We start from the raw sequence: 22,775 nt of genomic DNA on the forward strand, positions 1-22,775 counted from the left end.
CTCCGGGCTTCAGCCTCGCTGCTGCGGATGCCCCGGGGTCAGGGCCGTTGGTCCCGCGTCGGATGGGCGTCGGGCCCGGTCAGCGGCTTCTCGGCCAGGCCACGGACGACGACGACCGGGGCCGGTGAGTGGTAGAGCAGGGACTGGGCGACCGCACCCAACATGGCTCGGCCCGGTTCGTCACCACGGGCGGCGACGAGCACCACCTGCGCCGAGCGGGACGCGTCGATCAGCACCTCGGCGGGGTCACCTCGCACGACACGGCACTCGACGGGCACCGCGCCGTTGCTGCCGACGTGCTGGGTCAACGCCTCGTTGAGCTGCTCGGCGACCGCGTCGGTGTCCTCGTCGTACTCCACCGCCCGCAGCGCCAACAGCCGGCCGTCCCGGCGGGCCGCGCACTGCAGGGCCCACTGCAGCGCGAGGTGTGAGCTGGGTGAGCCGTCCACCCCGACCAGCACCGGGCCCTGCGGCGGCGGCTCGCGACGTACCACGAGCAGGGGGCAGCCGGCCCGGGCGGCCAACTGCACGGCCGGGGTCTCGGCCGGTACGCACTGACCGCTGCCCGCCATCCCGCTGTCGCCGACGGCCAGCAGGAAGGCCGTCTCCGACCGGCGGATCAGGGTCGGCAGCATGGCGCTCTCGACGATCTCGCTGCGGACGGTCAGCTCCGGCTCGGTCTGGTGCGCGAGTTGGGCCGCCGTGGTGATCAGCTTCTCGGCCTCGTCGCGGGGTGCGGCGACGGTGTCCGCGGCGAAGGCCGCCTGCCAGTCGAACGTGTGCAGCAGGTGCAGTGCCCGGCGGTGGCCGGCGGCCTCCTGCGCGGCCTGTTCGACGACCGGGAGGTCGAGGGTCGACCCGAGGCCGACCAGCACCGCCGCGTCGGCGGGTACGGCCATCCGCTATCACCTCCCGGGCGTCGCGCCCGGCACGACCGCGCTGTCCCTCACCGAGGGTAGTCGGATGGTCGCGGCTGTGGGTCGATTGTGAGTTTGTGGGTTCTCCGCTCTGGCCGGGGCTGGGGTCGCCGGTGTGCTACGGGATCAATTCAGCCATGGAGAGCGCCTCGTCCAGCCGGCCGGCGGCCAGGTCGTCGTGACGGATCACGAAACTCCCGACGCTTCGGTAATAGAGGTCGCCGGCTACCGGAAAACGGGCGAGCGACATCCACTCGGCCGTCAGCCGGTGGGTTTCCCGCTCCACATGGGAATACCATTTCGCGACCGGGACGACGATCTCGCCGGTCTTCTCGCGCCACGCGAGGGTCTGCTCCGCGAAACTCTTGATCACCTCCGGGTCGGCGTACCCGCCGACGTAGGCGCTGGCGTACCCGTCGTCAGGCGGCCAGAGATCGTTGGCCAGAGCACGGAGTTCATCACGGTGCGGCAGGTCCCGCTCAAGGTCACGAGCCAACTGTTGCTGGAAGGGCGACAGGTCGTCCTCGTCCTCGTCCTCCTCCTCGTCCGCCCCGAACCAGTCGGGGAGTTCCGCGCGCAGCGTCGCGCCGACGTCGTACTGCTCGTCGACGAACGGCTGGTCGGCGGATCCTGCCGGCACCGTGGTCTCGGTGCCGGCCGGCACACGCACGACGCGCCCGTACCTCCGCTCCCCGGTGGCGGCGGCCTGCTCGTGATCGAGGAAGAACAGCAGCGAGCCGTCTGCCGGCAGGCCGAGGCCGTCGACTCTCGGCAGCGCCGCGCAGTCGACCGAGAAGATGAACGGCAACGGCCTGACCCCGTCGGACGGCCAGTCCATGCCGACCGGCAACCGGGGCAACCCGCCGAACCGCCCGGCCGGAACACCGCTGGATCCTGCGCTCAACCGGATCGACAGACGGAGGTGCCGGATGAACCGGCTGACCTCGTCGTCCGGGATGTCCAATGCGAGCGCCGCCCGACGAAACCGCCCCTCATGATCCATGGCGGAACATGGTGCCACGTGGGTGAGCGACGCCCGGGAGCCCCCACGGCCCGTTCCACGAGCGGGAGGTCGAGGGCCGCACGGTGGCGGGTGGGATCGGTTGCCCCGGCGGTCAGGTCGGTGCGGACCGGAGTGTGTCCACGACCGGACGCCGGGTGGCGACCATCGCTGGGATGGCGGTGAACGCGGCGATGGCGAGCAGGACTCCGAGCGCGGTGGCGAGCAGCGAGGAGTGGGGTGGGTACTGGACCTCGCCGGTGCTGACGAACGTCACAAGCCCGACGCCGGCCGGGATCCCCACGGCGACGCCGGGTATGGCGGGAAGTAGTTGCGCCACCGCCAGGCCCAGACCGGCCTGCGCGGGCGTCGCACCGAGCGTCCGCGCGACGGCCAGTGGTTGCCGGGCGTCGAGGACTGCGGTCCAAGCGCTCACGACGGCGTTGATGAGCGCGAGGACGCACAGCACGACGGTCAGTACGAGCGTGGCCTGCTCGCCCCGTTCCACCCGGGGATTGGCGAGTTCGGTGTAGCCGAGGTCGAAGCGCACCGCCTGGGAGTTGACCATGAGGATGCCGACGAGGGTGGTCGTGGTGATCAGGGTGTTGACGGTGACCAGCCGGGCGCGACGCGGCCGGCGCGCGTTGATGCGTACCCCGATCAGCAGAGCGGTGGGCAGCCGCCGCGACAGCCAGATGCGCCACCGCCGGCGACGCGGTGGCGTTGCGGCGTCAGCGAGCGCGTGAACGGTGCTGGTGGCGGCCGCGCGCAGCACCGGCACCAGAGTCGCCGCCACAGCGATCGCGAGGGCGAGGACCGTGACGGCGACCACCATGCGCAGCGCGGGAGGCTGGGCGTTGACGGAGCCGATGAGTCCGGCGCTGGGGCGGATCAGCGCGGGTGCGGCGAGCCAGCCCGTGATCAGGCCCGTCGCCGCGGCGGCAAGCCCGATCGCCAGATACTCGGCGAGGTGGACAACGGCGATCATGGCCGGTCCGGCGCCGACGGCTTTGAGTAGCCCCACTCGGCGACGCTGGCCGATGATCCGGCCCGCGACGATGCCGGCGACGCCGGCCAGCGCAAGGCCGTTGAGCAGCCAGCTGCCGACGAGCAGAGCGATCTGCGCGTCGCTGTACAGCCGACCGTTGAGGTAGCTGATCGCCTGCCAGGTGGTGAGTTGGTCGCCGATGCGGTACGTGCTGCTGGCCGCCGGGTCGGCGAGTTTGAGGTTGAGGGTGTACGACAGCGGCTGGCCGCCCGCCAGCGTGGCGATGTCGCTCCGGTCTACCCAGACCAGGCCGCCCCGCTCGACCAGGACGCTGCCGGGGTAGTGCCACCCGGCGTAGGGGTACGTCGCTCTCGCGGCGGTGACCGCGGTCCCGAGCACGCGCAACGGATGGCCGCCGATGTCGACCGTGTCGCCGGTGCGGACGCCGAGGGCGTCGGCGAAGGCGCGCTCGACGACCACACCGCCGGGGCGTACCCAGGTGCCGTCGGTCACGGCGGGTCGGTCGAGCGACGCGGGTGTGGTGTCCCGGCCCGCTACCACGGTGTGCGCGGACGTGCCGCGGGCCGTCATCGTCAGGTAGGCGATCGGGAAGGGGCCGCTGTGATCGGTGACGCCGGCCCCGGTGGTCAGCGATGCGAGCTCGTCCAGTGCCGCCTGACCGGTGACCCGGGGTGTCACGATCACGTCTGGGCCGGCGGTGGCGGTCCGGGTCTGCTGGTACGGCCGGTCGGCGACTTCGTTGAGGGTGAGGCCGATGGTCAGGGTGGCGGTCGCCGCGGTGATCGCGGTCAGGAGCAGGATGGTTTCGGTTCGGCGGCGGCGCAGGTCCCGCATCAGCAGCCGGCAGACGAGCAGGAGGCGACCGGCCATGTCAGCGTCGCCCGTCGTAGAGGGTGCCGGTGGCGGCGCCGGCAAGCCGTTCGTCGTCGACGAACGCGCCGTCCCGCATGGCGATCACCCGGTCGGCGACCGCCGCGATGCGGGGGTCATGGGTGACCACGACCAGGGTCTGTCCTGCGGTGCGCAGCTCCTCGAACAGCCGCAGCACGTCCAGGGTGGCGGCGCTGTCCAGATTGCCGGTGGGTTCGTCAGCCAGCACGACCAGCGGCTCGTTGCTCAACGCACGGGCGATGGCGACCCGCTGGCGCTGCCCACCGGACAGCGCCGAGGGCAGGTGCCTGGCGCGGTCGGCCAGCCCCACCCGGTCCAGCAGGTACATCGCCCGCTTGCGGGCCCGCCCCGGCGACCGGCCGGCCAGCAGCGCGGCCAGCTCCACATTCTCCACCGCGGTGAGCTCGTCCATGAGCTGGAACGACTGGAAGACGAACCCGAGGTTGTCACGCCGCAACCGGGCCAGGGCGCGTTCGCTCATCGTGTCGATGCGACGGTCGGCGAGCCACACCTGCCCGTCGGTCGGGCGTTGCAGCCCGCCGAGCAGGTACAGCAGGGTGGACTTGCCGCAGCCGCTGGGCCCCATCACCGCCAGCGACTGTCCGGCCGGCACGGTCAGATCGACCTCGTCGACCGCCCGGACCAGCGTGCGCTCGCCGCCGTACGACATGCTCAGCCCGCGCGCCTGCAACACCGTCGTCCCGGTCACGCCCCCGCCTTCCGCCCGGTCGGATCACTTTCAGCCCACACGCGTTCACACGCCTCCAGCCATGCCAGGTCGGCCCGCAGCCGCAACACGACACCCTCCAGCAGCAGCCCGGCAACCGGGTCCACCGACCGGTCCAACGCTGCCCGTTGGGCGTCGCGCAGCCGGCGCAGCACCTCACGCCGCTGCGCGTCGACCAACGCCACCGGATCGGCCAGCCGGGCGGTCGCGGCAGCCACCAACTTGAGGTGGAACTCCGCGAGGTCCGGCTTCGGCCAGTTCACTTCGGCCAGCCAGGTGGCGACCCGCTGCTGCCCCGTCGGGGTCAGCGCGTACACCCGGCGTTCGGGCCGGTCCGGCAGGCCCTCGGCCCGCTGTGAGGTCACCAGCCCTGCCTTGCCCAGGCGGGTCAGCGTCACGTAGATCTGCCCGGCGTTCATCGCCTCGCCCAGCGGGCCGAGCGCAGCACGGAGTCGGCTGCGCAGCTCGTATCCGTGTGCCGGCTCCTTGGCCAGCATGGCCAGCACCACGTCCTGCACCACGCACGTCCTTCGTCTAGATCGTTAATGGATAACGGTTAGCTATGGCGCTGTCAAGTAGGTGAGGGGTCTTGTGTGGTGGGGGACTGCGTAGATTTCCGTGTTCGACCTGGGTGTGGTCCGTTGGACAGGACGTTGATCCTGTCCGGGAAGGACCACGTCACGGCAGACAAGAAGAAGGGGGTTCAGCTTCCGCAGCCGACGGCGGCGGAGGTGGAGTTCGCGCAGCAGCCGGGTCACCGACAGCGTCCTGGAGGAGATGGAAGCCTGGCGGCAGCGGCCCCTGGACCGGATCTGCCCGGTGGTGTTCATCGATGCGCTGGTGATGAAGAATGTGGGCCGGGACCGGCGGGGAGGGCGCCGAGCAGTGGGCCGGCTACCTCACCGAGCTGCGCAACCACGGTGTCGAGGACGTGTTCATGGTCTGCTCCGACGGCCTCAGGGGCATGACCGACGCCATCGAGCAGGTCTGGCCGCAGGCGGTGCACCAGCAGTGCGTCGTGCACCTCGTGCGGCGTCACTGCGATACACCAACCGCAAGGACTGGCAGAAGATCACCCCGGCGCTGCGGGAGATCTACACCGCCCCCACCGTCGCGGCTGCGGAAGCCCGGTTCGAGGAGTTCGCCACGCAGTTCGGTGACCAGTACCCGGCCGTGATCCGGCTCTGGCGCACCTCCTGGCCCCAGTTCGTGCCCTTCTTGGACTACGACCACGAGGTTCGCGAGGTCCTCTACACCACCAACATCATCGAGTCCCTCAACGCCCGGTTCCGGCAGGCCGCCCGCCGACGGGGGCACTTCCCGACCGAGCAGGCCGCGATGAAGGTGCTCTACCTCGTCGTCCAGCTGAAACGTAAGGGCGGCGGGAGTGTCACCGGCCGGGTCTACGGATGGGCCAAGGCCCTCAACGCCCTGATACTCGCTTACGGCCGACCGGATCACCATCTAAAAGCATCGATCACACCACGGGCCCAAGCACGGAAATCGACACACTACCTCCCCTCGCCGATGAGAGTGCACTCAGAGGCTCTGCTCAGATCCATTGGGCGTGGTCGGTCTTATCGGGGTGTTCGCGATCTGGGTGATGAGGAAGTCAATTCGTTCCTCCTGCCCGGCAGGGGGAATGCGGCCGCTTTCCGACAGGACGGCGATGCCGTGCAGGGCGCTCCAGAGGACTTCGGCGAATAGTTCACGTCGCTTGTTGTCTGGGTGGAAGCAGTTGACGAACTCGTCGAAACAAGCCCGCAGTGGAACCGGCGTCTCGGCGCTTGCGAACTTCAGGTCGGTGGGCAGGACGAACATGGCCTGGTAGAGGGCAGGTCGCTCGGTTGCGAACTCCAGGTAGGCGTCGCAGACGGCCCGCAGGGTCTGTCCGGGTTCGGGAGGTGCCTGCCGCGCGCGGCGCATGTGCGCAGCGAGTTCGCCGAATCCGTCCAGGGCGACAGCGCTCACGATGGCGTCCTTGCCGCTGAAATGGCTGTACAGCACCGGCTGGCTGTACTCGACCCGTTCAGCTAGCCGTCGTGTCGTCACGGCCTCCCAGCCTTCGGCCTCCGCGAGTTCACGGGCGGCGGTAATGATCATCTGATGGCGGTGGGCGCGTTCACGTTCGCGGCGCTTGCTGATGGCGGACATAGCGAGATTCTAGCAATGATAGACATGCTTTCGTTGGTAGTGTACCGTCGCTACAAGTTCTAGCGCCGCTAGATAACCTCATGTAGGGGGGGGGGCACCCATGCTCATTGGCGTCGCCGAAGTGCTTGCCGGACTGATCGGCGCAGGCATCATCTTCATAGGCGCACGCGCCTTCTGGGCACCGCAGGCCGCCGCCGGCTTCGGCATCCCCGACACGCCGACCGACGACCGCAACTTCCAGGCCTGGCTATCCGTCAAGGCCGTGCGCGACATAGCCTCGGGACTCTTCATCCTCATCCTGCTGGCTGGAGCGACACCCCACCTACTGGGCTGGTTCATGCTGGCCGCCGCCGGCATCCCCGTCGGCGACGCACTGATCGTCTGGCGCAGCAACGGGCCCAAGGCAGCCGTTTACGGCATTCACGGGGCCACCGCCGTGGTGATGCTGGCGATCAGCGTGCTCCTATTCGTCGGGTAAACGATTGCCACGCAGCAATACTGCCGATCCTCCGGATGCGGCCTCCCCGGCTCGTCACGGCGTGGTCGAGGACAGCGCTGATGGCCCAACCCTCGTAGAAGACATAGAAGGAATCATGCTCAGCTTCGAAATCACCCCGATCGGTACCGTCCAGAACGCGAGGACGGACGTTCAACACACGGACAACTGGGGCGCCGTCCGCAGCACGATCACCGTCGACGAGCGCTTCGGCGATGCGTGCCTCCAGGGCCTGGAGGGCTTCTCCCACGTGGAGGTCCTCTTCATTTTCGACCAGTTCCCGGAACACGGCGACTACCGCGAGCCCCGCCCCAACCGCGGCCGTCGCGACCTCCCGCCCGTTGGCGTGTTCGCCGGCCGCGGCCCTCGCAGACCGAACCGCATCGGGGTGACGTGCTGCGCCATCGAATCCGTCCACGGCCGCGAACTGACGGTGGTGGGCCTCGACGCGGTCTCCGGCACCCCGGTTGTCGACCTGAAGCCAGTGATGGCGGAGTTCCTACCGGAGAACGTCAAGCAGCCGGAATGGGTCAGCCGCCTGATGTCGGAATACTTCCAGCCGTAAGGCGGGGTCTGGCTAGACGGTCGACCTGACTCCCAACCAACGCATCGGTCTCTCGCATACACCATCACATCAGCCCCTACGAGAGTCAGCGGCTTTCCGAAGAGAATCCCGAGGCGGCCGAGCGACCATGATCCGACGTACTCCCATGCCGTGGTGAGCGCGCACTCAGCCTGCGCGCCTTCATCACTCAGTGTTACGTCCGTGGCGGCTCAACCCGGACCTGACCTACCCATCAGTTCTGGAGATGGCGTATCGATCTCGAAACTTCAGCCTGTACCCCGACAAGCGACGACCCGGACGGCGGCACGCAGCCGGGTTCGGATCCAGTTCCGTGAGATCGGATCAGGTGCGGATCAGATCCGGTGAGAACCGGATCAGCTTCGCTGAGAACCCACCGGGTCGGGGTGCGGCGGGTGGAACCCGATCGTCAACCGCAGTTGACACGGCTTGCCGTGTCAACGTATGTTGACGGCATGAGTCAGGCGACAGAACTCGCGGCGGCAGCCGGCAGCACCGACCCCCGGGTCGGGCTGCGCGCCGTCCGCGCGCTCCGCCGGCTGCTCGAGCGGCTCGAGGTGGTCCAGGTGGACAACGCCCGTCGACAGGGCTGGTCCTGGCAGGAGATCGCCGACGCGCTCGAGGTCAGCCGGCAGGCGGTGCACAAGAAGCACGCCGGGCGACCGGCGGTCAACTCATCCTGGGAGGCGTGATGTTCGAACGGTTCACCGACCGGGCTCGCGACACGGTACGACGGGCGTTGGAGGAGGCACGAAGCGAGGGCCAACGGCCGGTGGGCACCGAGCACCTGCTGCTCGCCCTGCTCGCCGACGACGCGGGCCTGGCCAGCCGGGTGCTCGCCGACGCCGGTGTACGCGCCGATGACCTGCGCGAACGCGTACGCCGGCACACCGGCAGCGGTGGCGTCGGGCTCGGCGACGCCGACGCGGCCGCCCTGCGGGAGATCGGCATCGACCTGGCCGCCATCGTGGCCCGCATCGAGCAGTCCTTCGGCCCGGACGCCCTCCGCGAGGCCGTGCCGCAGCCACGCCGCCGCTGGCGGCGCAAGCGGTATCTGGGCGGCCCCTTCTCGCCCCGGTCCAAGAAGGCGCTGGAGCTGTCCCTGCGGGAGGCGCTGCGCCTGCGGCACAAGCACATCGGCACCGAGCACATCCTGCTCGGGGTGCTCCGCGAGGGGCACGGGCTGGGCGCGTTGGTGCTCACCGAGTCCGGGGTCGACCTCGATGACCTACGCCGTCGGGTGGAGGTCGCGCTCCGGGCGGCGGCCTGACGGGTGCGCCCGCGTTGAAACCTGTCTGTGGCGCTTCCGACGCCGACGGGCCGCCGGGTCGCTGAAGCCGTCCGGTTGCTGCACACTGGCGCCCGTGGATGCTGGACAGGACAGGCGGCCCTCGGGCGGCGACGGCGGGCTGCGCTCCGCCGTGGTGGTGAACCCGTCGAAGGTCGACGATCTCGACGAGCTGCGCCGCACCGTGGACGACGCCCTCGCCGCCGCCGGCTGGCCCGAGCCGCAGTGGTACGAGACGACGGTCGAGGACCCGGGCCGAGGCCAGACCGAACAGGCCGTCAAGGACGGCGTCGACCTGGTCTTCGCCTGCGGCGGCGACGGCACCGTGATGGCCTGCGTCAGCGGGCTGGTCGGCACCGACGTGGCCCTGGCCGTGCTGCCCCAGGGCACCGGCAACCTGCTCGCCGCCAACCTGGGCCTCTCCACCGACCTGGCGGCCGGCCTGCAGGTCGCCGTCGAACGCGGGCGGCGACTGCTCGACGTGGGCGCCGTCGAGGACAAGTACTTCACCGTGATGGCGGGCATGGGCTTCGACGCCCAGATGCTCGAAGCCACCAACGAGACCACCAAGGCACGCATCGGCTGGCCCGCGTACGTGATGGGCGCCGCCCGCCACCTGCGGGACCGGCCGATGCGGGTGCAGATCCGCATCGACGACCGCCCTCCGGTACGCCGTCGGGCCCGCTCGGTCCTGATCGCCAACGTCGGGCGGCTCCAGGGCGGCGTCACCCTGCTCACCGAGGCCGAGCCGGACGACGGTTGGCTCGACGTCGCCGTGCTCACCCCGCACAGCCTGCGGCACTGGCTCGCGCTCGGCTGGGCGGTGATCCGCCGCCGCGGTGAGGTGCCCCGGATGGAGGTCTTCCGGGGCAGACGCGTGGTGATCACCAGCAACCGGGCCCAACCGCGTGAACTGGACGGTGACCTCATCGCACCGGGTCGGCAGCTCCGGGCGGAGATCCGGCCGGAGGCGCTCTGGCTCTGCGTCCCCCAGCCGGAGGACGCCCCGGACCTGGCCGTCGACGCGCAGGGCGCCGGAGAGCGGGGCGAGCAGCTGATCGAGGAAGCGCGCCGTGAGTAGCACCCGGATCGTGCCGGAGACCCGGCTGATGGCCGACGAGGAGCTGTCCGCCGACGACGCCTGGCACACACTGCGCCGGGAGGGCGGCTGGCACCTGCTGCGCGACGCGTTCATCAGGTTCCGCTACGGCGACGGCTTCAGCCACTCCCGGGCCTTCGCACTGCAACTCTGTCTCGCCGTGGTCCCCTTCCTGATCGCCCTCACCGGGCTGATCAGCGAGCTGGGCGTCGAGGAGGGCGGCCGGGTCGTCGCCGACACCGTGCTGGCGCTCACCCCCGGTCAGAGCGACCAGGTCGTCGGTGAACTGCTCGGCGAGGGCGAACGCGTCGAGGACGCGGGGGAGCTGGCCCTCACCCTCGGTCTGCTCACCGGCCTGTTCGCGCTGACCACCACGATGGCCCAGATCGAGCGGGGCGCCAACCGCATCTACGGCGTCGAACGGGACCGCCCGGCGCTGCGCAAGTATCTCCGCGCCGCCGTGCTGGCCGTCACCGCCGGTCTGCCCGCCCTCGCCGGCTTCCTGATCCTGGTCGGCGGCGGCGCGATGGGCCGCTCGGTGCGACAGCACTACGAGTGGGGTGCGCTCGCCAACGTCATCTGGGACGTGATCCGCTTCCCCCTCAGCCTCGGGCTGACCGTCCTCGCCGTCGCGGTGCTGTTCCGGCACGCCCCCCGGCGCAACCAGCCCGGCCTGTCCTGGCTGTTCTTCGGCGCCGGTATCGCCACCACCCTGTGGTGGCTGGCCAGCCTGCTGCTCGCCGCGTACGTCAAGTTCAGCGACGGCTTCGGGCAGACCTACGGCGCGTTGACCGGGATGATGGCGCTGCTGCTCTGGGCCAACCTGACCGGCATGGCGCTCTTCGGCGGGCTGGCCTTCGCCGCCCAGCTGGAGGCGCTGCGCATCGGTGTTCAGGAGCCGGCCCAACCGGACCTGTGGGAGCCCGACAGCGACCGGGCCGAACTGCTCGACACCGGGGACATGACAGCCCTGTAGCGGCGCCCCGCGTGTACGCGTGACACGGATCGGGTAAAGCGCCTCGCCAGAGCCGACAAGGGAGGTGCGGGGTGTCCGCGGTCAAAGAGGTGGCACGGCGCCCGATCGGGCACTTCGCCGAACGGAGCATCGCCGGCCTGGTGGCCGTCACCGGCGCCGGGGTGGCTTTCGGGCTGCTGTTGATGCTCGTACGCGTGCGGTGGAGCCCGCTGCAGGACGCCGACCACGCCGCCGCCGAATGGTTCAACGGGCTCGTCGCCCCGCACCACGCGCTCGTCACCGTCCTCCAGGCGGTGACCGACCTGGGCGGTCGGCCGATCCTCATCTGGTTGGTCACCATCGCCGTGGTCGGCCTCCTGATCCGGCGCCAACCCCGGCTCGCCGTCTACCTGATCATCACCGGGGTCGGTGGCCTGATCCTGGACCCGTCCCTGAAGACGCTGGTCGGCCGGCTCCGCCCGGTCTTGGACGTGCCGATCGCCAGCGCCCCCGGCAACAGCTTCCCGAGCGGGCACGCGCTCGGCTCCTTCGTCGCCTACGGCGCGCTGCTGCTGGTGTTCCTGCCGGCGATGGCGCCCCGCTGGCGGAAGCCGGCGATCGTCGGCGTCGGCGTGCTGGTGGCACTGATCGGCCTGACCCGGATCGCGCTGGGCGTGCACTTCGTGTCGGACGTGCTGGGCGGCTGGCTGCTCGGCGCGGCCTGGCTGGGCGTCACCGCGTACGCCTTCCGGCTGTGGCGTCGCGAACGTGGGCGGCCGGTGCCGCCGCTCACCGAGGGCCTGGAGCCCGAGGCGGGGCACGACATCGCGCCCGCCCCGGCCGAGGAGCACGTGCTGGCCCACCCCCGCTCCGCGGTGGCCGAGCTGCTGGTCGGCTGGGTGCTCGTGTTCGGCGCGTTGTACGCCTTCGGCACCTACGTCAGCTACTACGCCAAGGGCACCTTCTTCGACACCCTCGACACCGACGTGCCACGCTGGTTCGCCGAGCGGCACACCGACACGTTGACCGAGGTGAGCTGGTGGTGGAGCAAGTTCGGGGATACTCACGCGATCCTGCTGATCTCGCTGGTGTTCTGTCCGCTGGTGCTGGCGGTGTGGCGGCGCTGGCGGCCGGTGCTGTTCGTGGCGCTGGCGATGGTGGGCGAGCTGACCCTCTTCCTCGCGTCGGCCCGAGCGGTCGACCGGCCCCGCCCGGCGGTGGAGAACCTCGACGGACCGATGCCCACCTCGTCGTTCCCGTCCGGGCACATCGCCGCCACGATCTGCGTCTGGTTGGCGATCACCCTCATCGTGTTCCCGCGTACCGACCGGTGGTGGCGGTGGATCTTCGTGGGATTGGCGGTGCTCATGCCGGTCGGTGTCGCCACCTCCCGGATGTACCGGGGGATGCACCACCCGACCGACTTCATGGGAGCGATCCTGCTCTCCGCGCTCTGGATCGGGCTGCTCTACCTCGTGATCCGCCCCAACGCCGACCTGAAGGAAGGCAACCAGCCGACCATCGAGTCGGAGGACGTGGACACCCTCGACGACGAGCTGGCGCGGGCCGGCCGAGCGGACTGAACCCGCCGTGCTGCGGCTGATGACCTGGAACATCCGCACCGGCGGTCGGGACCGCGACGACCCCGACCGGCTGGACCGGGTGGTCCAGGTCATCGAGGAGCAGGCACCGGACGTGCTGGCCCTGCAGGAACTGCGCGGCTTCGACCGGCACGGGCTGATGGTGGACGTGGCGGGCCGGGTGGGCATGACACCCCACCTGGCCCGGTCCTGCCTCGGGCAGCCGGTCGCGGTGCTGGTCCGGCCGCCGTACCGGGTCGTCGACGCGGGCCCCCTGCGTCGACCCTTCCACCACGCCGCCGCCCGCGTCGTCGTCGACACCTCCGCCGGCCCGTTGACCGTCTTCGGCACCCACCTCCATCCGTACTCCGGCGGGCGGCGGCGGATGGAGGTCGACTGGCTGGTCGCCGCGATGCGACGCGCCCGGTCACCGCTGACAGTGCTCACCGGTGACCTCAACTCGCTCGACCCGACAGGCGACCACACCGCCCGCCTGGCCGGCATGCCCATGCTCTACCGGCGGCGGCACCTGCGTCGGGGCGGCGGCGCGGTGGACACCCGGGCGATCGCCCGGCTGCTCGCCGCCGACCTGGTCGACCTGTGGCCCGCCGTCAACGCCGGAGCGCCGGAGGCCGACGGCCACACCGTTCCCACCCGGTTGGGCGGGGCCGAGTTCGCCGGTATGCGCCTGGACTATCTGCTCGGCACCCGTGCCCTGGCGGAGCGGGTACCCGACTGCCGGGTGGTCCGTGGCGCGACGGTCGACACCGCCTCCGACCACTACCCACTCCTGGCCACCATCGACCTGTGAGCGGAGCGGGCCCCCGCAGATGGCGCGGTCGGGCTACCGTGCCGACCGTGACCGACCGCCCCACCATCCGGCCGCCGCTTCCCGTGCCGCCGGTCGATCGTCCGGCCGCACCGACGGTGACGCTCGCACCCCGAGCACCGTCAGCCGGACCCACGACCGAGCCGGCCACCGTCGAGTTCCCGCTCGTCGCGGCCCTCGCGCGCGGTGTCGCGCTGGTCTTCGTGCTGCCGGTACGCCTGATCTGGGAGCTGATCGCCGCTACCGGCCGGCTCCTGCACCGACACCTGCTCAGCCCCGCTGGGCGGCTCCTGCGCGACTGGCTGCTGGCCCCGCTGGTCTGGGCCCTGCACCGGCTGCTCTGGCGGCCGCTGGTCTGGTGCGCCCACACCCTGCTCTGGCTTCCGTTGACCTGGGCAGCGCGCAATCTCGTCTGGCTGCCACTCGTGTGGCTCGGGCGGGGCGCCGCGTGGGTCGCCCGTACCCTCGTCTGGTTGCCGCTGGTGTGGTTGGGCCGGGGTGTCGCGTGGGTGGCCCGTACCCTCGTCTGGTTGCCGCTGGTGTGGTTGGGCCGGGGTGTCGCGTGGGTGGCCCGCACTCTGGTGTGGTCACCGCTGGTGTGGCTCGCGGTCGCCCTCGCCTGGGTGGTCCGCACGGTGGTCTGGTCACCGCTGGTGTGGTTGGCCCGCAGCGGGCTGCGCCCGCCTCTCGTGGCCCTGGGCCGCGCGCTGGTCCAGCTCGTCGAGCACCTGGTCCGGCGGCCGCTGCGATGGGTCGGCGCGGCGCTCACCCCCGTCGGGCGGCTGCTGTGGCGCGGCGTCGGCCTGCTCGTCGGGGCGATGGGTGCCGCGCTCGTCGGGCTGGCACGCGGAATCCGTTGGGTGGTCGTGGGGTTCGGCCGGCTGGTCGTCGCCGCGGTGGTCGCAGCGTGGCGGACCGCCGGCTGGGTGCTGCGGATGGTCTACCGGCTGCTGCTGCGTCCGATCGGGCTGGCGCTGCGCTGGTTGTGGCGGCACACCGTGCGTCCGCTGCTGGTGGGCGTCCGCTGGGTCTGGTCGGTGACGGTGGTGCCGGTGGCGCGCGGCCTGCGCGCGGTCTGGCGGGCCACCGTCACGCCGGCGGCCCGCTGGACCCGCCGCGCGGTGCTCGACCCGGCCCGGGTGGCCTCCCGGGAGGTGCTCAGCGCACTGGGCCTGCGCCGCTGACCGCGCCTTACAGCACCAGGTTGACCAGGACGGTCAGCACCACCGAGGCCACGATCGAGAAGAGGATCATCAGGAGGCAGCCGAGGCCACCACCGAGCGGGCGGATCTCCGTGTTACCGAAGCGCATGAGGTTCACCTGTCCGTGAGTGCGGGCTGTTCGCCGAGCCCGGGCGGGCGACCCGTCGACGAGTGGCTCACAGTTCGCGCAGCCGAGGCAGCAGGTGATCCTGCGCCCAGTCCAGGAACATCGGCTGGCTCTCCCCGCCGACCTGGATGATCGCCACGTGGGTGAAGCCCGCGTCGACGAACTTGCGGAACGCCTCGACATGCACGTCCACGTCCGGGCCGCAGGAGATGCCCTCGGCGACGTCCTCCTCCCTGACGAACTGGGTGGCGGCGGCGAACGACTCCGGCCCGGGCAGGTCGGCGTTGACCTTCCACCCCAGGCCGAACCAGCGGAACTGGTCGTGCACGATCTTGCGGCACTCCGCCTCGTCGGGCCCGTAGCAGATGGCCACCTGCCCGTAGCGGGGCTGGCCGGCGCCGCCGGCATCGTCGTACATCTCGATGATGTGCCGGTCGGGTTCGGTGGAGATGAGGCCGCTGCCGTACTCGGCGGCCAACGTCGCGGACTGCCGACCGGACGCGGCGACGGCCATCGGCACCGGCCGCTCCGGCCGATCCCAGACGTAGGCGTCGGGCACGTCGAAGTGGTTGCCGGAGAACGTCAGCGTCTCGCCGTTGAGCAGCGGCCGGATGATCTGCAGCGCCTCCTCGAACATCTCGTGTCGCTGCTGCACGTGGGGCCAACCGCCCACCACGTGCTCGTTCAGGTTCTCGCCCGCCCCGAGACCCAGCGTGAAGCGGCCGTCCGAGAGCGCCCCGATCGTGCTGGCCTTCTGCGCGACGACGGCCGGGTGGTAGCGGCGGATCGGGCAGGTCACGAACGACATCAGCTGCGCGCGGGAGGTCGCGTGGGCGACCGCGCCGAGCACCGACCAGGCGTACGGCGAGTGACCCTGGGATTCCAGCCAGGGGTAGTAGTGGTCGGACACCACGAGTTGGTCGAAGCCGGCGGCTTCGGCTCGGACGGCGTGGTCCACCAGTTGCTTGGGACCGGCCTGCTCGCTCATCAGGGTGTAGCCGACGCTGACCATCCTGTATCCCCTTCCCACCGACGGATCGTTCCCGGGATACCCAGGTCGGCAGCGGTCAACCCTCCCGTCCGGTTCGGCTCCGGTGATGCTTGACGGATCGCGGCGACCTGCCTACCGTCGCTCTTAACCGGTTAAGAGCCGGATGTGGCGCACATCCTGTGGTGGGGATGATCGCCCCGCAACGGCCTGCGCCCGCGTGGGCCGTTGCGGCTGTCCGGGCCTCGGGCCCTCCTACTGAACCGGTTGCGACGTCCAAGCCATCGCCATACGCTGATGCCTGCGCTCCGGGAGTCGGGCGCGGCTGCCGGGCTGCAGCCGCCTTCCCCTGTCTCGTCCCACCCCTGTCGGGCACCGGGGGTCCTCCCTGAGGAAGGCCATGAAGACTCGACTCTCCGCGGTCGGCGCGGCGCTGCTGGCGTTGCTCGTCGCCGTGCTGGCGTTCGGTCAGCCGGCGCACGCCGCCGCCGGCTTCTCCGTCGCCGGCGGCAAGCTGTACGACGCCAACGGCACCGAATTCGTCATGCGCGGTGTCAACCACGCGCACACCTGGTATCCACAGCAGACCAGCTCGTTCGCCGACGTCAAAGCGCTCGGCGCGAACACCGTGCGGGTGGTGCTCTCCAGCGGTGACCGGTGGACCCGCAACACCAACGCCGACGTCGCGAACGTCATCTCACTGTGCAAGGCCAACCGGCTGATCTGTGTGCTGGAGGTGCACGACACCACCGGGTACGGGGAGCAGAGCGGCGCGATCACCCTCGCCCGCGCGGTCGACTACTGGCTCAGCCTCGCCGACGTCCTCGTCGGCCAGGAGCGGTACGTCATCGTCAACATCGGCAACGAGCCGTACGGCAACCAGAACTACGCGTCCTGGGCCACCGACAGCGCCAACGCGATCAAGCGTCTGCGTACCGCAGGGCTGACCCACACCATCATGGTGGACGCGCCGAACTGGGGGCAGGACTGGTCCTTCACCATGCGGGACAACGCCGCGTCGGTCTTCGCCGCGGACCCGGCCCGCAACACCGTCTTCTCGATCCACATGTACGGGGTGTTCGACACCGCCGCCGAGATCAGTGACTACCTGGGCCGGTTCCGCTCGGCGGGGCTGCCCATCGTGATCGGTGAGTTCGGCTTCAACCACTCCGACGGGGACCCGGACGAGGACACCATCCTCGCGTACAGCCAGGCCAACGGAATCGGCTGGTTGGGCTGGTCGTGGAGCGGCAACGGCGGTGGCGTCGAATACCTCGACCTGGCCACCTCCTTCAACCCGGCCGACCTGACCACCTGGGGTCAGCGGCTCTTCAACGGCGCCAACGGCATCCGGCAGACCGCCCGCGAGGCGAGCGTCTTCGGCGGAACCCCACCGCCGACGACGCCTCCGCCGACGACGCCTCCGCCGACCACGCCTCCGCCGACCACGCCTCCGCCCACTGGTGGCTGCACGGCGACCTACACGGTCACCAACCAGTGGCAGGGCGGCTTCCAGGGCGAGGTCTGGGTGACCGCGGGCGCTGCCGCGATCACGGGCTGGACCGTCCGGTGGACGTTCGCCGACGGCCAGAGCGTCACCCAGGCCTGGAACGCGACGCTGACCAGCAGTGGAACCACGCTGACGGCACGCAACGCGGACTACAACGGTCGGCTGGCGGCCGGTGCCAGCACCGGCTTCGGCTTCATCGGCAGCTGGACCGGCAGCAACACCCCACCGGCGCTGAGCTGCACCGCCGGTTGACCGACGGTAGGTGACGGTGGCCGGGTTCGCGCGAACCCGGCCACCGCGGTCCCGGCCGCCTGCGCTCGACATAGCCCATCGTCGATAACATCCGCAAGGGTTGTCGTTGTGGGATTCCACACATCCCACAAGGGCGGTGGTGGAATTGATTGATCCCTAAGGTGAGCCTGCGGTTGCTTTCCGGTAACCGTTCAGCCCGCAGGGGCCACGGGGGTCCTTCATGTACGACTGTGCACAGTCGTGCCCGCATTCGACGGGCACGACCCGCTTCACCACGCCCGGAGCCGGCGCGCCGTGCTCGACAGCCGGCCAGGTGAGCGCGGTGAGGCGTGTCCTCGCCGTGTTCCGACGCACGTTGCCCCAGGTGCGTGCCGCGCAGCGTCCCTGCCTTGTGATCCAGAGAGGATCATTAGTGTCATCGTCCTATCGACGGCGAGCGGCCCAGGCGGGCTTGCTCGCGGTAACCCTGGTGGCGGGGTTCCTCAACGCCTCACCCGCCCAGGCTGTCACCGGCGGGACTGCCGTGACCGACGCGTCGTTCGGTTTCGTCGCCAAGGTCGATGTCGGCTCGCTCGAACGCTCGTGCAGCGGCTCGTTGGTCGACGCCTGGTGGGTGCTCACCGCCAAGAGCTGCTTCAGCTTCGACGGGCAGGCCGTGGTCGCGGGTACGCCCACCAAGCCGACGACTGTCACCGTGGGGCGACCCACCCTCACCGCCACGACCGGCGCTGTCGTTCCGGCCTTCCGGATCGTGCCGCACCCCGATCGCGACCTGGTCCTCGTGCGGCTGTCCGAGCGGGTCGACGTGACCCCGGTGGCGCTCGGGGCCGCACCGACGGTCGGCGAGCAGCTGACCGGCGCCGGCTTCGGCCGTACCGCCAGCGCCTGGGTTCCGGACCAGTTGCACAGCGGCTCCTTCGGGGTCCAGGCGGTCGGGTCGTCCACGCTGAACATCCTGGGTAGCGGTCAGGCGGGCATCTGCCGGGGCGACCTCGGTGGCCCCACCGTGCGCATGGTCAGCGGCAAGCCGCAGCTGGTCGGCGTGCACTACAGCTCGTGGCAGGGTGGCTGCCTCGCCGAGACGGAGACCCGCCGCGACGCGGTGGACACCCGGGTCGACGACCTCGCGTCCTGGTTCGCCACGACCATGCCGCAGGGCGTGTCCACCGACACCTACGAGGACGTCAACTTCTTCTACACGTACGACCCGGGGCAGGGCGCCCCGATGACGTTCCCGGCGACCTCGACGGGCGGGTTCGGTAGCCCGATCGGCTCGTGGAAGAGCACCGAGACCAGGTACAACCGGGACCGGGTCAAGGTGTTCAACGACGACTTCGACGGCGACGGCATCAAGGACGTGGCGGCGTTGTCGACGGCTGCCGACGGCACCTTCGCCCTCGACACCTTCATCACCGGGCCGGACGGCAAGTACGGCGCACCGCTGCGGTCCTGGACGGCCCCGGCCGGCTGGGGGCACATCACCAGCATGAAGATGGCCTCCGGCGACTTCAACGGCGACGGCCGTGCGGACCTGACCGCCTTCTACGGCTACGAGCTGGGCAACGGCAAGGAGGCCTGGATCAACTGGATCGCCCGACCGGACGGCGGCTTCAACGCCCCGAGCACGGTGTGGGAGGCGACCACGTTCGGCAACTGGAACAGCACGTCCGTCTTCGCCGGAGACGTCAACGGTGACGGCCGGGCCGACGCCTCGCTGTTCTACCAGTACCCCTCCACGAACAGTGTGGCCATGGCGATCATCACCTGGCCGGGTCTGGCCAACGGCGGGTTCGGTAACCCGTACAACTCCTGGACCACCCCGAAGGACAAGCCGTTCGCCGCGCTCTCCGCTATGAAGGTGATGGACGGTGACTTCAACGGCGACGGTCGCGATGACGTGGCCGTCCTCAAGTACGTCGGTGCCAGCAGCACCAGCCTGCACACCTTCACGGCCAAGGCGGACGGGACCTTCAACGCGCCCGCCCAATCCTGGTCGTCGACCAGCTTCGGGCACTTCGCCAGCATGAAGTTGGCCGCCGGTGACTACAACGGCGACAAGCGCGACGACCTGGCCGTGCTCTACGTGTACGCCGACGACGGCCTGAGCATGAACACCTTCACCTCGACCACGAGTGGCGGCTTCAACGTGCCGTTCGGGTCGTGGGTGAACCGGCCACGGACGTTCGGTTGGTGGCCCAACATGAGGTTCGACGGCGAGTAGGTCGTTACTGCACGTTCGACGGGTCCCCCGCTTCCTGATGGGATGCGGGGGACCTTCCGTCTGATCAGTGCTCGCCGGTCAGGTTCACGATCACCACCCCGGCGATGATCAACGCGATGCCGACGAGCTTGGCCGGCCCGACCGGCTCGTCCAGGAACACCGCCCCGATCGCCACGATCGTGGCGGTGCCCAAACCCGACCAGAGGGCGTACGCGACGCCGACCGGGATCTCCTTGACCGCCTGGGCCAGCAGCAGGAACGCCAGTACGTAACCGGTCAGGCAGCCCACCGTCGGCCAGAGCCGGCTGAACCCCGCAGTGCTCTTGAGCAGGCTGGTCGCCAGCACCTCGGCGAGGATGGCGATTCCCAACAGCACGTACGCCATGCGCTCCCCAGACCTGAATGCTCGACGGCGGATGTCGATGGTCAGGCTATCGCCGACTTCTGGCGGCGTTCGGCATCCGAGGCTGCCGTCGGCCGTGGCCCCACCACGCCCCCGGGCCGGGTGCTGGCCCCGGTGCCCTCAACCGGATCGCCACCCGCGCCGCCGCAGGTGCGTCGTCCGGGCCGCCCGTTCCACCGCCACCGGGTCGACGGCGCGGGTGACGGTCAGGCGGCAGACGGCGTGGAGCGCGGACGGCCTGGGGCGCGGACGGCCTGGGCGCGGACGGCCCAGGGCACATGTCACTCGACTCCTGTGGAGCTGATGTCGTAAACGATTCAACTGTGCATTTCCCGGCGACCGTGATTCTGGCCCTCGTCCCCTCCGGCCGTCCCCTCCGGCCGTCCCCTCCGGCCGTCCCCTCCGGCCGTCCCCTCCGGCCGTCCCCTCCGGCCGTCCGTGGCTCCGGCCGTCCGCGGATCGGGCGGTCTGCGGATCGGGTGATCTGCGCGTCATGTGGTCTGCGGGTTGGGCCCTCGCTTGTGGCCATCTGTCGGTGGGCTGGTCTGTCGGTGGGCTGGTCTGTCGGTCGGCCCGTCTGTCGGTCGGCCCGTTTGCCCGTCGGCCTGTTCACGAGGTCGCCGCATGCCGGTCGGCGTACCCGGCGCGCGGTCGGGCTCGCTTCTTGAGCGAGATGCTCGTCCGCTGGGTGAATCGTTTACGACATCAGCTCCACAGGCAGTCCGGGTGGTGTCTCGCCCGCCGCCCGCCGCCCGCCGCCCGCCGCCCGCCGCCCGCCGCCCGCCGCCCGCCGCCCGCCGCCCGCCGGTTGAATCAGTCCTCGGGTTGCGCTGGTGTTGTCTCGGCGGCGAGCCGGGCCGCTCGCATGGTCAGGTAGCGCTGCTCGGGAAGGCTGTTCGTGCGTGCGGCGGCGATGCGGTAGGCCACGACGGCCTGCTCCCGGTCGCCGGCCATCTCGTGCAGGTGCGCCCGGGCGGCGGTCAGTCGGTGGTGCCCGGTGAGCCGGGGGTCGTCGGCCAGCTTGTCGACGGCGGCGAGGCCGGCGGCCGGCCCGTGCACCATTGCGGTCGCCACGGCCCGGTTGAGTGCCACCACCGGGCTGCCGGTGAGCCGTTCCAGCACCTCGTAGAGCGCCAGGATCTGCGGCCAGTCGGTCGTGTCGGTGCTCGGTGCCTCGTCGTGCAGCGCGGCGATGGCGGCCTGTACCTGGTACGGGCCGACCGGCCCGCGGGGCAGAGCCCGGGTGACCAGCGCGACGCCCTCGGCGATCGCCGCCGCGTCCCAGCGGCTGCGGTCCTGCTCGGACAGGGAGATCAGTTCGCCGGACGGCCCGGTCCGCGCCGGGCCGCGCGCCTCCGTGAGGAGCATCAACGCCAGCAACCCGGCCGACTCGCTGTCGTCGGGCAGCAGTGTGTGCAGCGCGCGGGTGAGCCGGATCGCCTCGGCCGCGAGGTCGATCCGCCGCAGGTCCGGGCCGGTGGTGCTGGTGTGCCCCTCGGTGAAGACCAGGTACAACACCTGCCGTACGGCCGCCAGGCGGTCGGCCCGCTCGGCCGGCTCGGGCATCCGGAACGGCAGCCCGGATGCACGGATGCGCTGCTTGGCCCGGCTGATCCGCTGTGCCATCGTCGCCTCGGGCACCAGGAAGGCGCGGGCGATCTCGGCGGTGCTGAGACCGCCGACGGCGCGTAGCGTCAGCGCCACCGCGGACGTCGGAGCGAGTGCCGGATGGCAGCAGAGCATCAACAGGACCAACGTGTCGTCCCGCTCGGCGGTCAACTCCTCGTCCGCGGCCGGTGCGTGCCGCTGGTCGTCCGGATCCCGCCGGGCGACCAGGTCCTCCCGTCGGCGTCGGGCCTGCTCGCCGCGGACCAGCTCGATCATCCGGCGGTAGCCGACCTGGATCAGCCAGCCGCGCGGGTTGTCCGGCAGCCCCTCGGTCGGCCACTGGGTCGCGGCGGCCAACAGTGCCTCCTGCACCGCGTCCTCGGCGGTGGCGAAGTCACCGAAGCGGCGGGCGAGCACGCCGAGGACCTGCGGCGCGAGTTCGCGCAGCAGGTCCTCGACGCGGGGATCGGTGCTCAGCGCTCACAGCTCCTGCGGTGGCGCGGACATCACCGGGTGCACCTCGATCGGCATGTTCAGCGGACGGCCACCCGGGCCGGGAGCGGTCGAGATGTGCGCGGCCAGTTCCACCGCCCGCTGTGGGGTGTCGCAGTCGACGATCCAGAACCCGGCGAGGAACTCCTTCGTCTCGGCGAACGGCCCCTCGGTGACGACCGGCGCACCACCCTCACCGGCGCGGACGATCCGAGCCTGCTGCGGACCGCCGAGGCCCTGCCCGTCGACCCACTCCCCGGCGGCGGTGAGCTTCTCGTTGACCTCGCCCATGAACGCGATGTGCGCCTGAACCTCCGCCGGGGTCCAGGTGTCGATGCTCGGGAAGTCGGTCCCGGCGGCGCTGAACTGCATCAGCAGCATGTACTTCATCGTCTCGCTCCTCACGCCTGCGCACCATCCTCGGTGCTCTCACCCTGAGGTAGA

Annotated in this window: 21 protein-coding genes and 1 pseudogene; 12 read left to right on the forward strand and 10 right to left on the reverse strand. The window is 70.7% G+C overall.

Annotated elements, in window-relative coordinates:
- Positions 1-38: 38 nt before the first annotated feature.
- The 5 genes from O7616_RS13420 to O7616_RS13440 form a co-directional block, all read right to left on the reverse strand.
- Positions 39-899 (reverse strand): universal stress protein, encoded by an 861-nt coding sequence (locus O7616_RS13420; RefSeq protein WP_282261559.1) that lies wholly within the window; start codon positions 897-899, stop codon positions 39-41.
- Between the two features lie 136 nt (positions 900-1,035).
- On the reverse strand, positions 1,036-1,920 hold the full coding sequence (locus tag O7616_RS13425) for a DUF1963 domain-containing protein (protein ID WP_282307082.1): 885 nt from the start codon (positions 1,918-1,920) through the stop codon (positions 1,036-1,038).
- Between the two features lie 112 nt (positions 1,921-2,032).
- Positions 2,033-3,796, reverse strand: a complete 1,764-nt coding sequence (locus tag O7616_RS13430; RefSeq protein WP_282307083.1) for an FtsX-like permease family protein — start codon at positions 3,794-3,796, stop codon at positions 2,033-2,035.
- A gap of 1 nt (position 3,797) precedes the next feature.
- Positions 3,798-4,526, reverse strand: a complete 729-nt coding sequence (locus O7616_RS13435; RefSeq protein ID WP_282307084.1) for an ABC transporter ATP-binding protein — start codon at positions 4,524-4,526, stop codon at positions 3,798-3,800.
- The gene (locus O7616_RS13440; protein WP_282307085.1) at positions 4,523-5,065 is read right to left on the reverse strand and encodes a PadR family transcriptional regulator; all 543 of its coding nucleotides are present in this window, start codon (positions 5,063-5,065) and stop codon (positions 4,523-4,525) included. The genes O7616_RS13435 and O7616_RS13440 overlap by 4 nt, the downstream gene beginning before the upstream one ends.
- Positions 5,066-5,394: 329 nt before the next feature.
- On the opposite strand from O7616_RS13440, the pseudogene O7616_RS13445 reads away from it, so the two are divergent.
- Positions 5,395-5,849, forward strand: a pseudogene (locus O7616_RS13445) (transposase); the annotation flags it as partial.
- Between the two features lie 234 nt (positions 5,850-6,083).
- Here O7616_RS13445 and O7616_RS13450 read toward each other — a convergent pair.
- The gene (locus O7616_RS13450; RefSeq protein ID WP_282307086.1) at positions 6,084-6,698 is read right to left on the reverse strand and encodes a TetR/AcrR family transcriptional regulator; all 615 of its coding nucleotides are present in this window, start codon (positions 6,696-6,698) and stop codon (positions 6,084-6,086) included.
- Positions 6,699-6,798: 100 nt separating this feature from the next.
- Here O7616_RS13450 and O7616_RS13455 point away from each other — a divergent pair, with 100 nt between their 5' ends.
- From O7616_RS13455 to O7616_RS13495, 9 genes are all read left to right on the forward strand, one after another.
- Positions 6,799-7,176 (forward strand): DUF4267 domain-containing protein, encoded by a 378-nt coding sequence (locus O7616_RS13455; RefSeq protein ID WP_282307087.1) that lies wholly within the window; start codon positions 6,799-6,801, stop codon positions 7,174-7,176.
- A 115-nt stretch (positions 7,177-7,291) separates the two neighbouring features.
- Positions 7,292-7,759 carry an SAM-dependent methyltransferase gene (locus O7616_RS13460; RefSeq protein ID WP_282307088.1) on the forward strand — a complete coding sequence of 156 codons (468 nt, stop codon included), beginning with the start codon at positions 7,292-7,294 and terminating at the stop codon, positions 7,757-7,759.
- Between the two features lie 473 nt (positions 7,760-8,232).
- Entirely contained in the window at positions 8,233-8,469 is a 237-nt protein-coding gene (locus O7616_RS13465) for an HTH domain-containing protein (protein WP_007457155.1), read from the forward strand.
- A complete protein-coding gene (locus O7616_RS13470; protein WP_282307089.1) occupies positions 8,469-9,047 on the forward strand; it encodes a Clp protease N-terminal domain-containing protein in 579 nt (192 codons plus the stop codon). The genes O7616_RS13465 and O7616_RS13470 overlap by 1 nt, the downstream gene beginning before the upstream one ends.
- A gap of 94 nt (positions 9,048-9,141) precedes the next feature.
- Positions 9,142-10,146: a diacylglycerol kinase family protein gene (locus O7616_RS13475; RefSeq protein ID WP_282307090.1), complete on the forward strand. Its 1,005-nt coding sequence runs from the start codon at positions 9,142-9,144 to the stop codon at positions 10,144-10,146.
- Positions 10,139-11,140 carry a YihY/virulence factor BrkB family protein gene (locus O7616_RS13480; RefSeq protein ID WP_282307091.1) on the forward strand — a complete coding sequence of 334 codons (1,002 nt, stop codon included), beginning with the start codon at positions 10,139-10,141 and terminating at the stop codon, positions 11,138-11,140. The genes O7616_RS13475 and O7616_RS13480 overlap by 8 nt, the downstream gene beginning before the upstream one ends.
- Positions 11,141-11,211: 71 nt before the next feature.
- Positions 11,212-12,702, forward strand: a complete 1,491-nt coding sequence (locus tag O7616_RS13485) for a phosphatase PAP2 family protein (RefSeq protein WP_282307092.1) — start codon at positions 11,212-11,214, stop codon at positions 12,700-12,702.
- Between the two features lie 7 nt (positions 12,703-12,709).
- The gene (locus O7616_RS13490) at positions 12,710-13,510 is read left to right on the forward strand and encodes an endonuclease/exonuclease/phosphatase family protein (RefSeq protein ID WP_282307093.1); all 801 of its coding nucleotides are present in this window, start codon (positions 12,710-12,712) and stop codon (positions 13,508-13,510) included.
- A 47-nt stretch (positions 13,511-13,557) separates the two neighbouring features.
- Complete coding sequence (locus O7616_RS13495; protein ID WP_282307094.1) at positions 13,558-14,712, forward strand: hypothetical protein; 1,155 nt, start codon at positions 13,558-13,560, stop codon at positions 14,710-14,712.
- A 194-nt stretch (positions 14,713-14,906) separates the two neighbouring features.
- Here the strand turns inward: O7616_RS13495 and O7616_RS13500 are convergent, their stop codons facing one another.
- Positions 14,907-15,869, reverse strand: a complete 963-nt coding sequence (locus O7616_RS13500; RefSeq protein ID WP_282307095.1) for a TIGR03557 family F420-dependent LLM class oxidoreductase — start codon at positions 15,867-15,869, stop codon at positions 14,907-14,909.
- 376 nt (positions 15,870-16,245) lie between these two features.
- Between O7616_RS13500 and O7616_RS13505 the strand changes: the two genes are divergently transcribed.
- Both O7616_RS13505 and O7616_RS13510 read left to right on the forward strand, forming a co-directional pair.
- Complete coding sequence (locus O7616_RS13505; protein WP_282307096.1) at positions 16,246-17,607, forward strand: cellulase family glycosylhydrolase; 1,362 nt, start codon at positions 16,246-16,248, stop codon at positions 17,605-17,607.
- Positions 17,608-18,019: 412 nt separating this feature from the next.
- On the forward strand, positions 18,020-19,828 hold the full coding sequence (locus tag O7616_RS13510) for an FG-GAP-like repeat-containing protein (protein WP_282307097.1): 1,809 nt from the start codon (positions 18,020-18,022) through the stop codon (positions 19,826-19,828).
- 64 nt (positions 19,829-19,892) lie between these two features.
- On the opposite strand, the gene O7616_RS13515 is transcribed toward O7616_RS13510, so the two are convergent.
- The 3 genes from O7616_RS13515 to O7616_RS13525 all read right to left on the reverse strand — a co-directional run bounded on the left by O7616_RS13515 (position 19,893) and on the right by O7616_RS13525 (position 22,721).
- Positions 19,893-20,213 (reverse strand): multidrug efflux SMR transporter, encoded by a 321-nt coding sequence (locus O7616_RS13515; RefSeq protein ID WP_282261542.1) that lies wholly within the window; start codon positions 20,211-20,213, stop codon positions 19,893-19,895.
- A gap of 831 nt (positions 20,214-21,044) precedes the next feature.
- Complete coding sequence (locus O7616_RS13520; protein WP_282307627.1) at positions 21,045-22,316, reverse strand: sigma-70 family RNA polymerase sigma factor; 1,272 nt, start codon at positions 22,314-22,316, stop codon at positions 21,045-21,047.
- Positions 22,317-22,319: 3 nt separating this feature from the next.
- Complete coding sequence (locus O7616_RS13525; RefSeq protein WP_282261540.1) at positions 22,320-22,721, reverse strand: YciI family protein; 402 nt, start codon at positions 22,719-22,721, stop codon at positions 22,320-22,322.
- Positions 22,722-22,775 lie beyond the last annotated feature (54 nt).

It is taken from the genome of Micromonospora sp. WMMD964, from assembly GCF_029581455.1.
Taxonomy (GTDB): Bacteria; Actinomycetota; Actinomycetes; order Mycobacteriales; family Micromonosporaceae; genus Micromonospora.

Coding starts and splice junctions, on each gene's coding strand:
- O7616_RS13420 (WP_282261559.1), bottom strand. CDS start 899: ATGGCCGTACCCGCCGACGCGGCGGTGCTGGTCGGCCTCGGGTCGACC.
- O7616_RS13425 (WP_282307082.1), bottom strand. CDS start 1,920: ATGGATCATGAGGGGCGGTTTCGTCGGGCGGCGCTCGCATTGGACATC.
- O7616_RS13430 (WP_282307083.1), bottom strand. CDS start 3,796: ATGGCCGGTCGCCTCCTGCTCGTCTGCCGGCTGCTGATGCGGGACCTG.
- O7616_RS13450 (WP_282307086.1), bottom strand. CDS start 6,698: ATGTCCGCCATCAGCAAGCGCCGCGAACGTGAACGCGCCCACCGCCAT.
- O7616_RS13455 (WP_282307087.1), top strand. CDS start 6,799: ATGCTCATTGGCGTCGCCGAAGTGCTTGCCGGACTGATCGGCGCAGGC.
- O7616_RS13460 (WP_282307088.1), top strand. CDS start 7,292: ATGCTCAGCTTCGAAATCACCCCGATCGGTACCGTCCAGAACGCGAGG.
- O7616_RS13465 (WP_007457155.1), top strand. CDS start 8,233: ATGAGTCAGGCGACAGAACTCGCGGCGGCAGCCGGCAGCACCGACCCC.
- O7616_RS13470 (WP_282307089.1), top strand. CDS start 8,469: ATGTTCGAACGGTTCACCGACCGGGCTCGCGACACGGTACGACGGGCG.
- O7616_RS13500 (WP_282307095.1), bottom strand. CDS start 15,869: ATGGTCAGCGTCGGCTACACCCTGATGAGCGAGCAGGCCGGTCCCAAG.
- O7616_RS13505 (WP_282307096.1), top strand. CDS start 16,246: ATGAAGACTCGACTCTCCGCGGTCGGCGCGGCGCTGCTGGCGTTGCTC.
- O7616_RS13515 (WP_282261542.1), bottom strand. CDS start 20,213: ATGGCGTACGTGCTGTTGGGAATCGCCATCCTCGCCGAGGTGCTGGCG.
- O7616_RS13525 (WP_282261540.1), bottom strand. CDS start 22,721: ATGAAGTACATGCTGCTGATGCAGTTCAGCGCCGCCGGGACCGACTTC.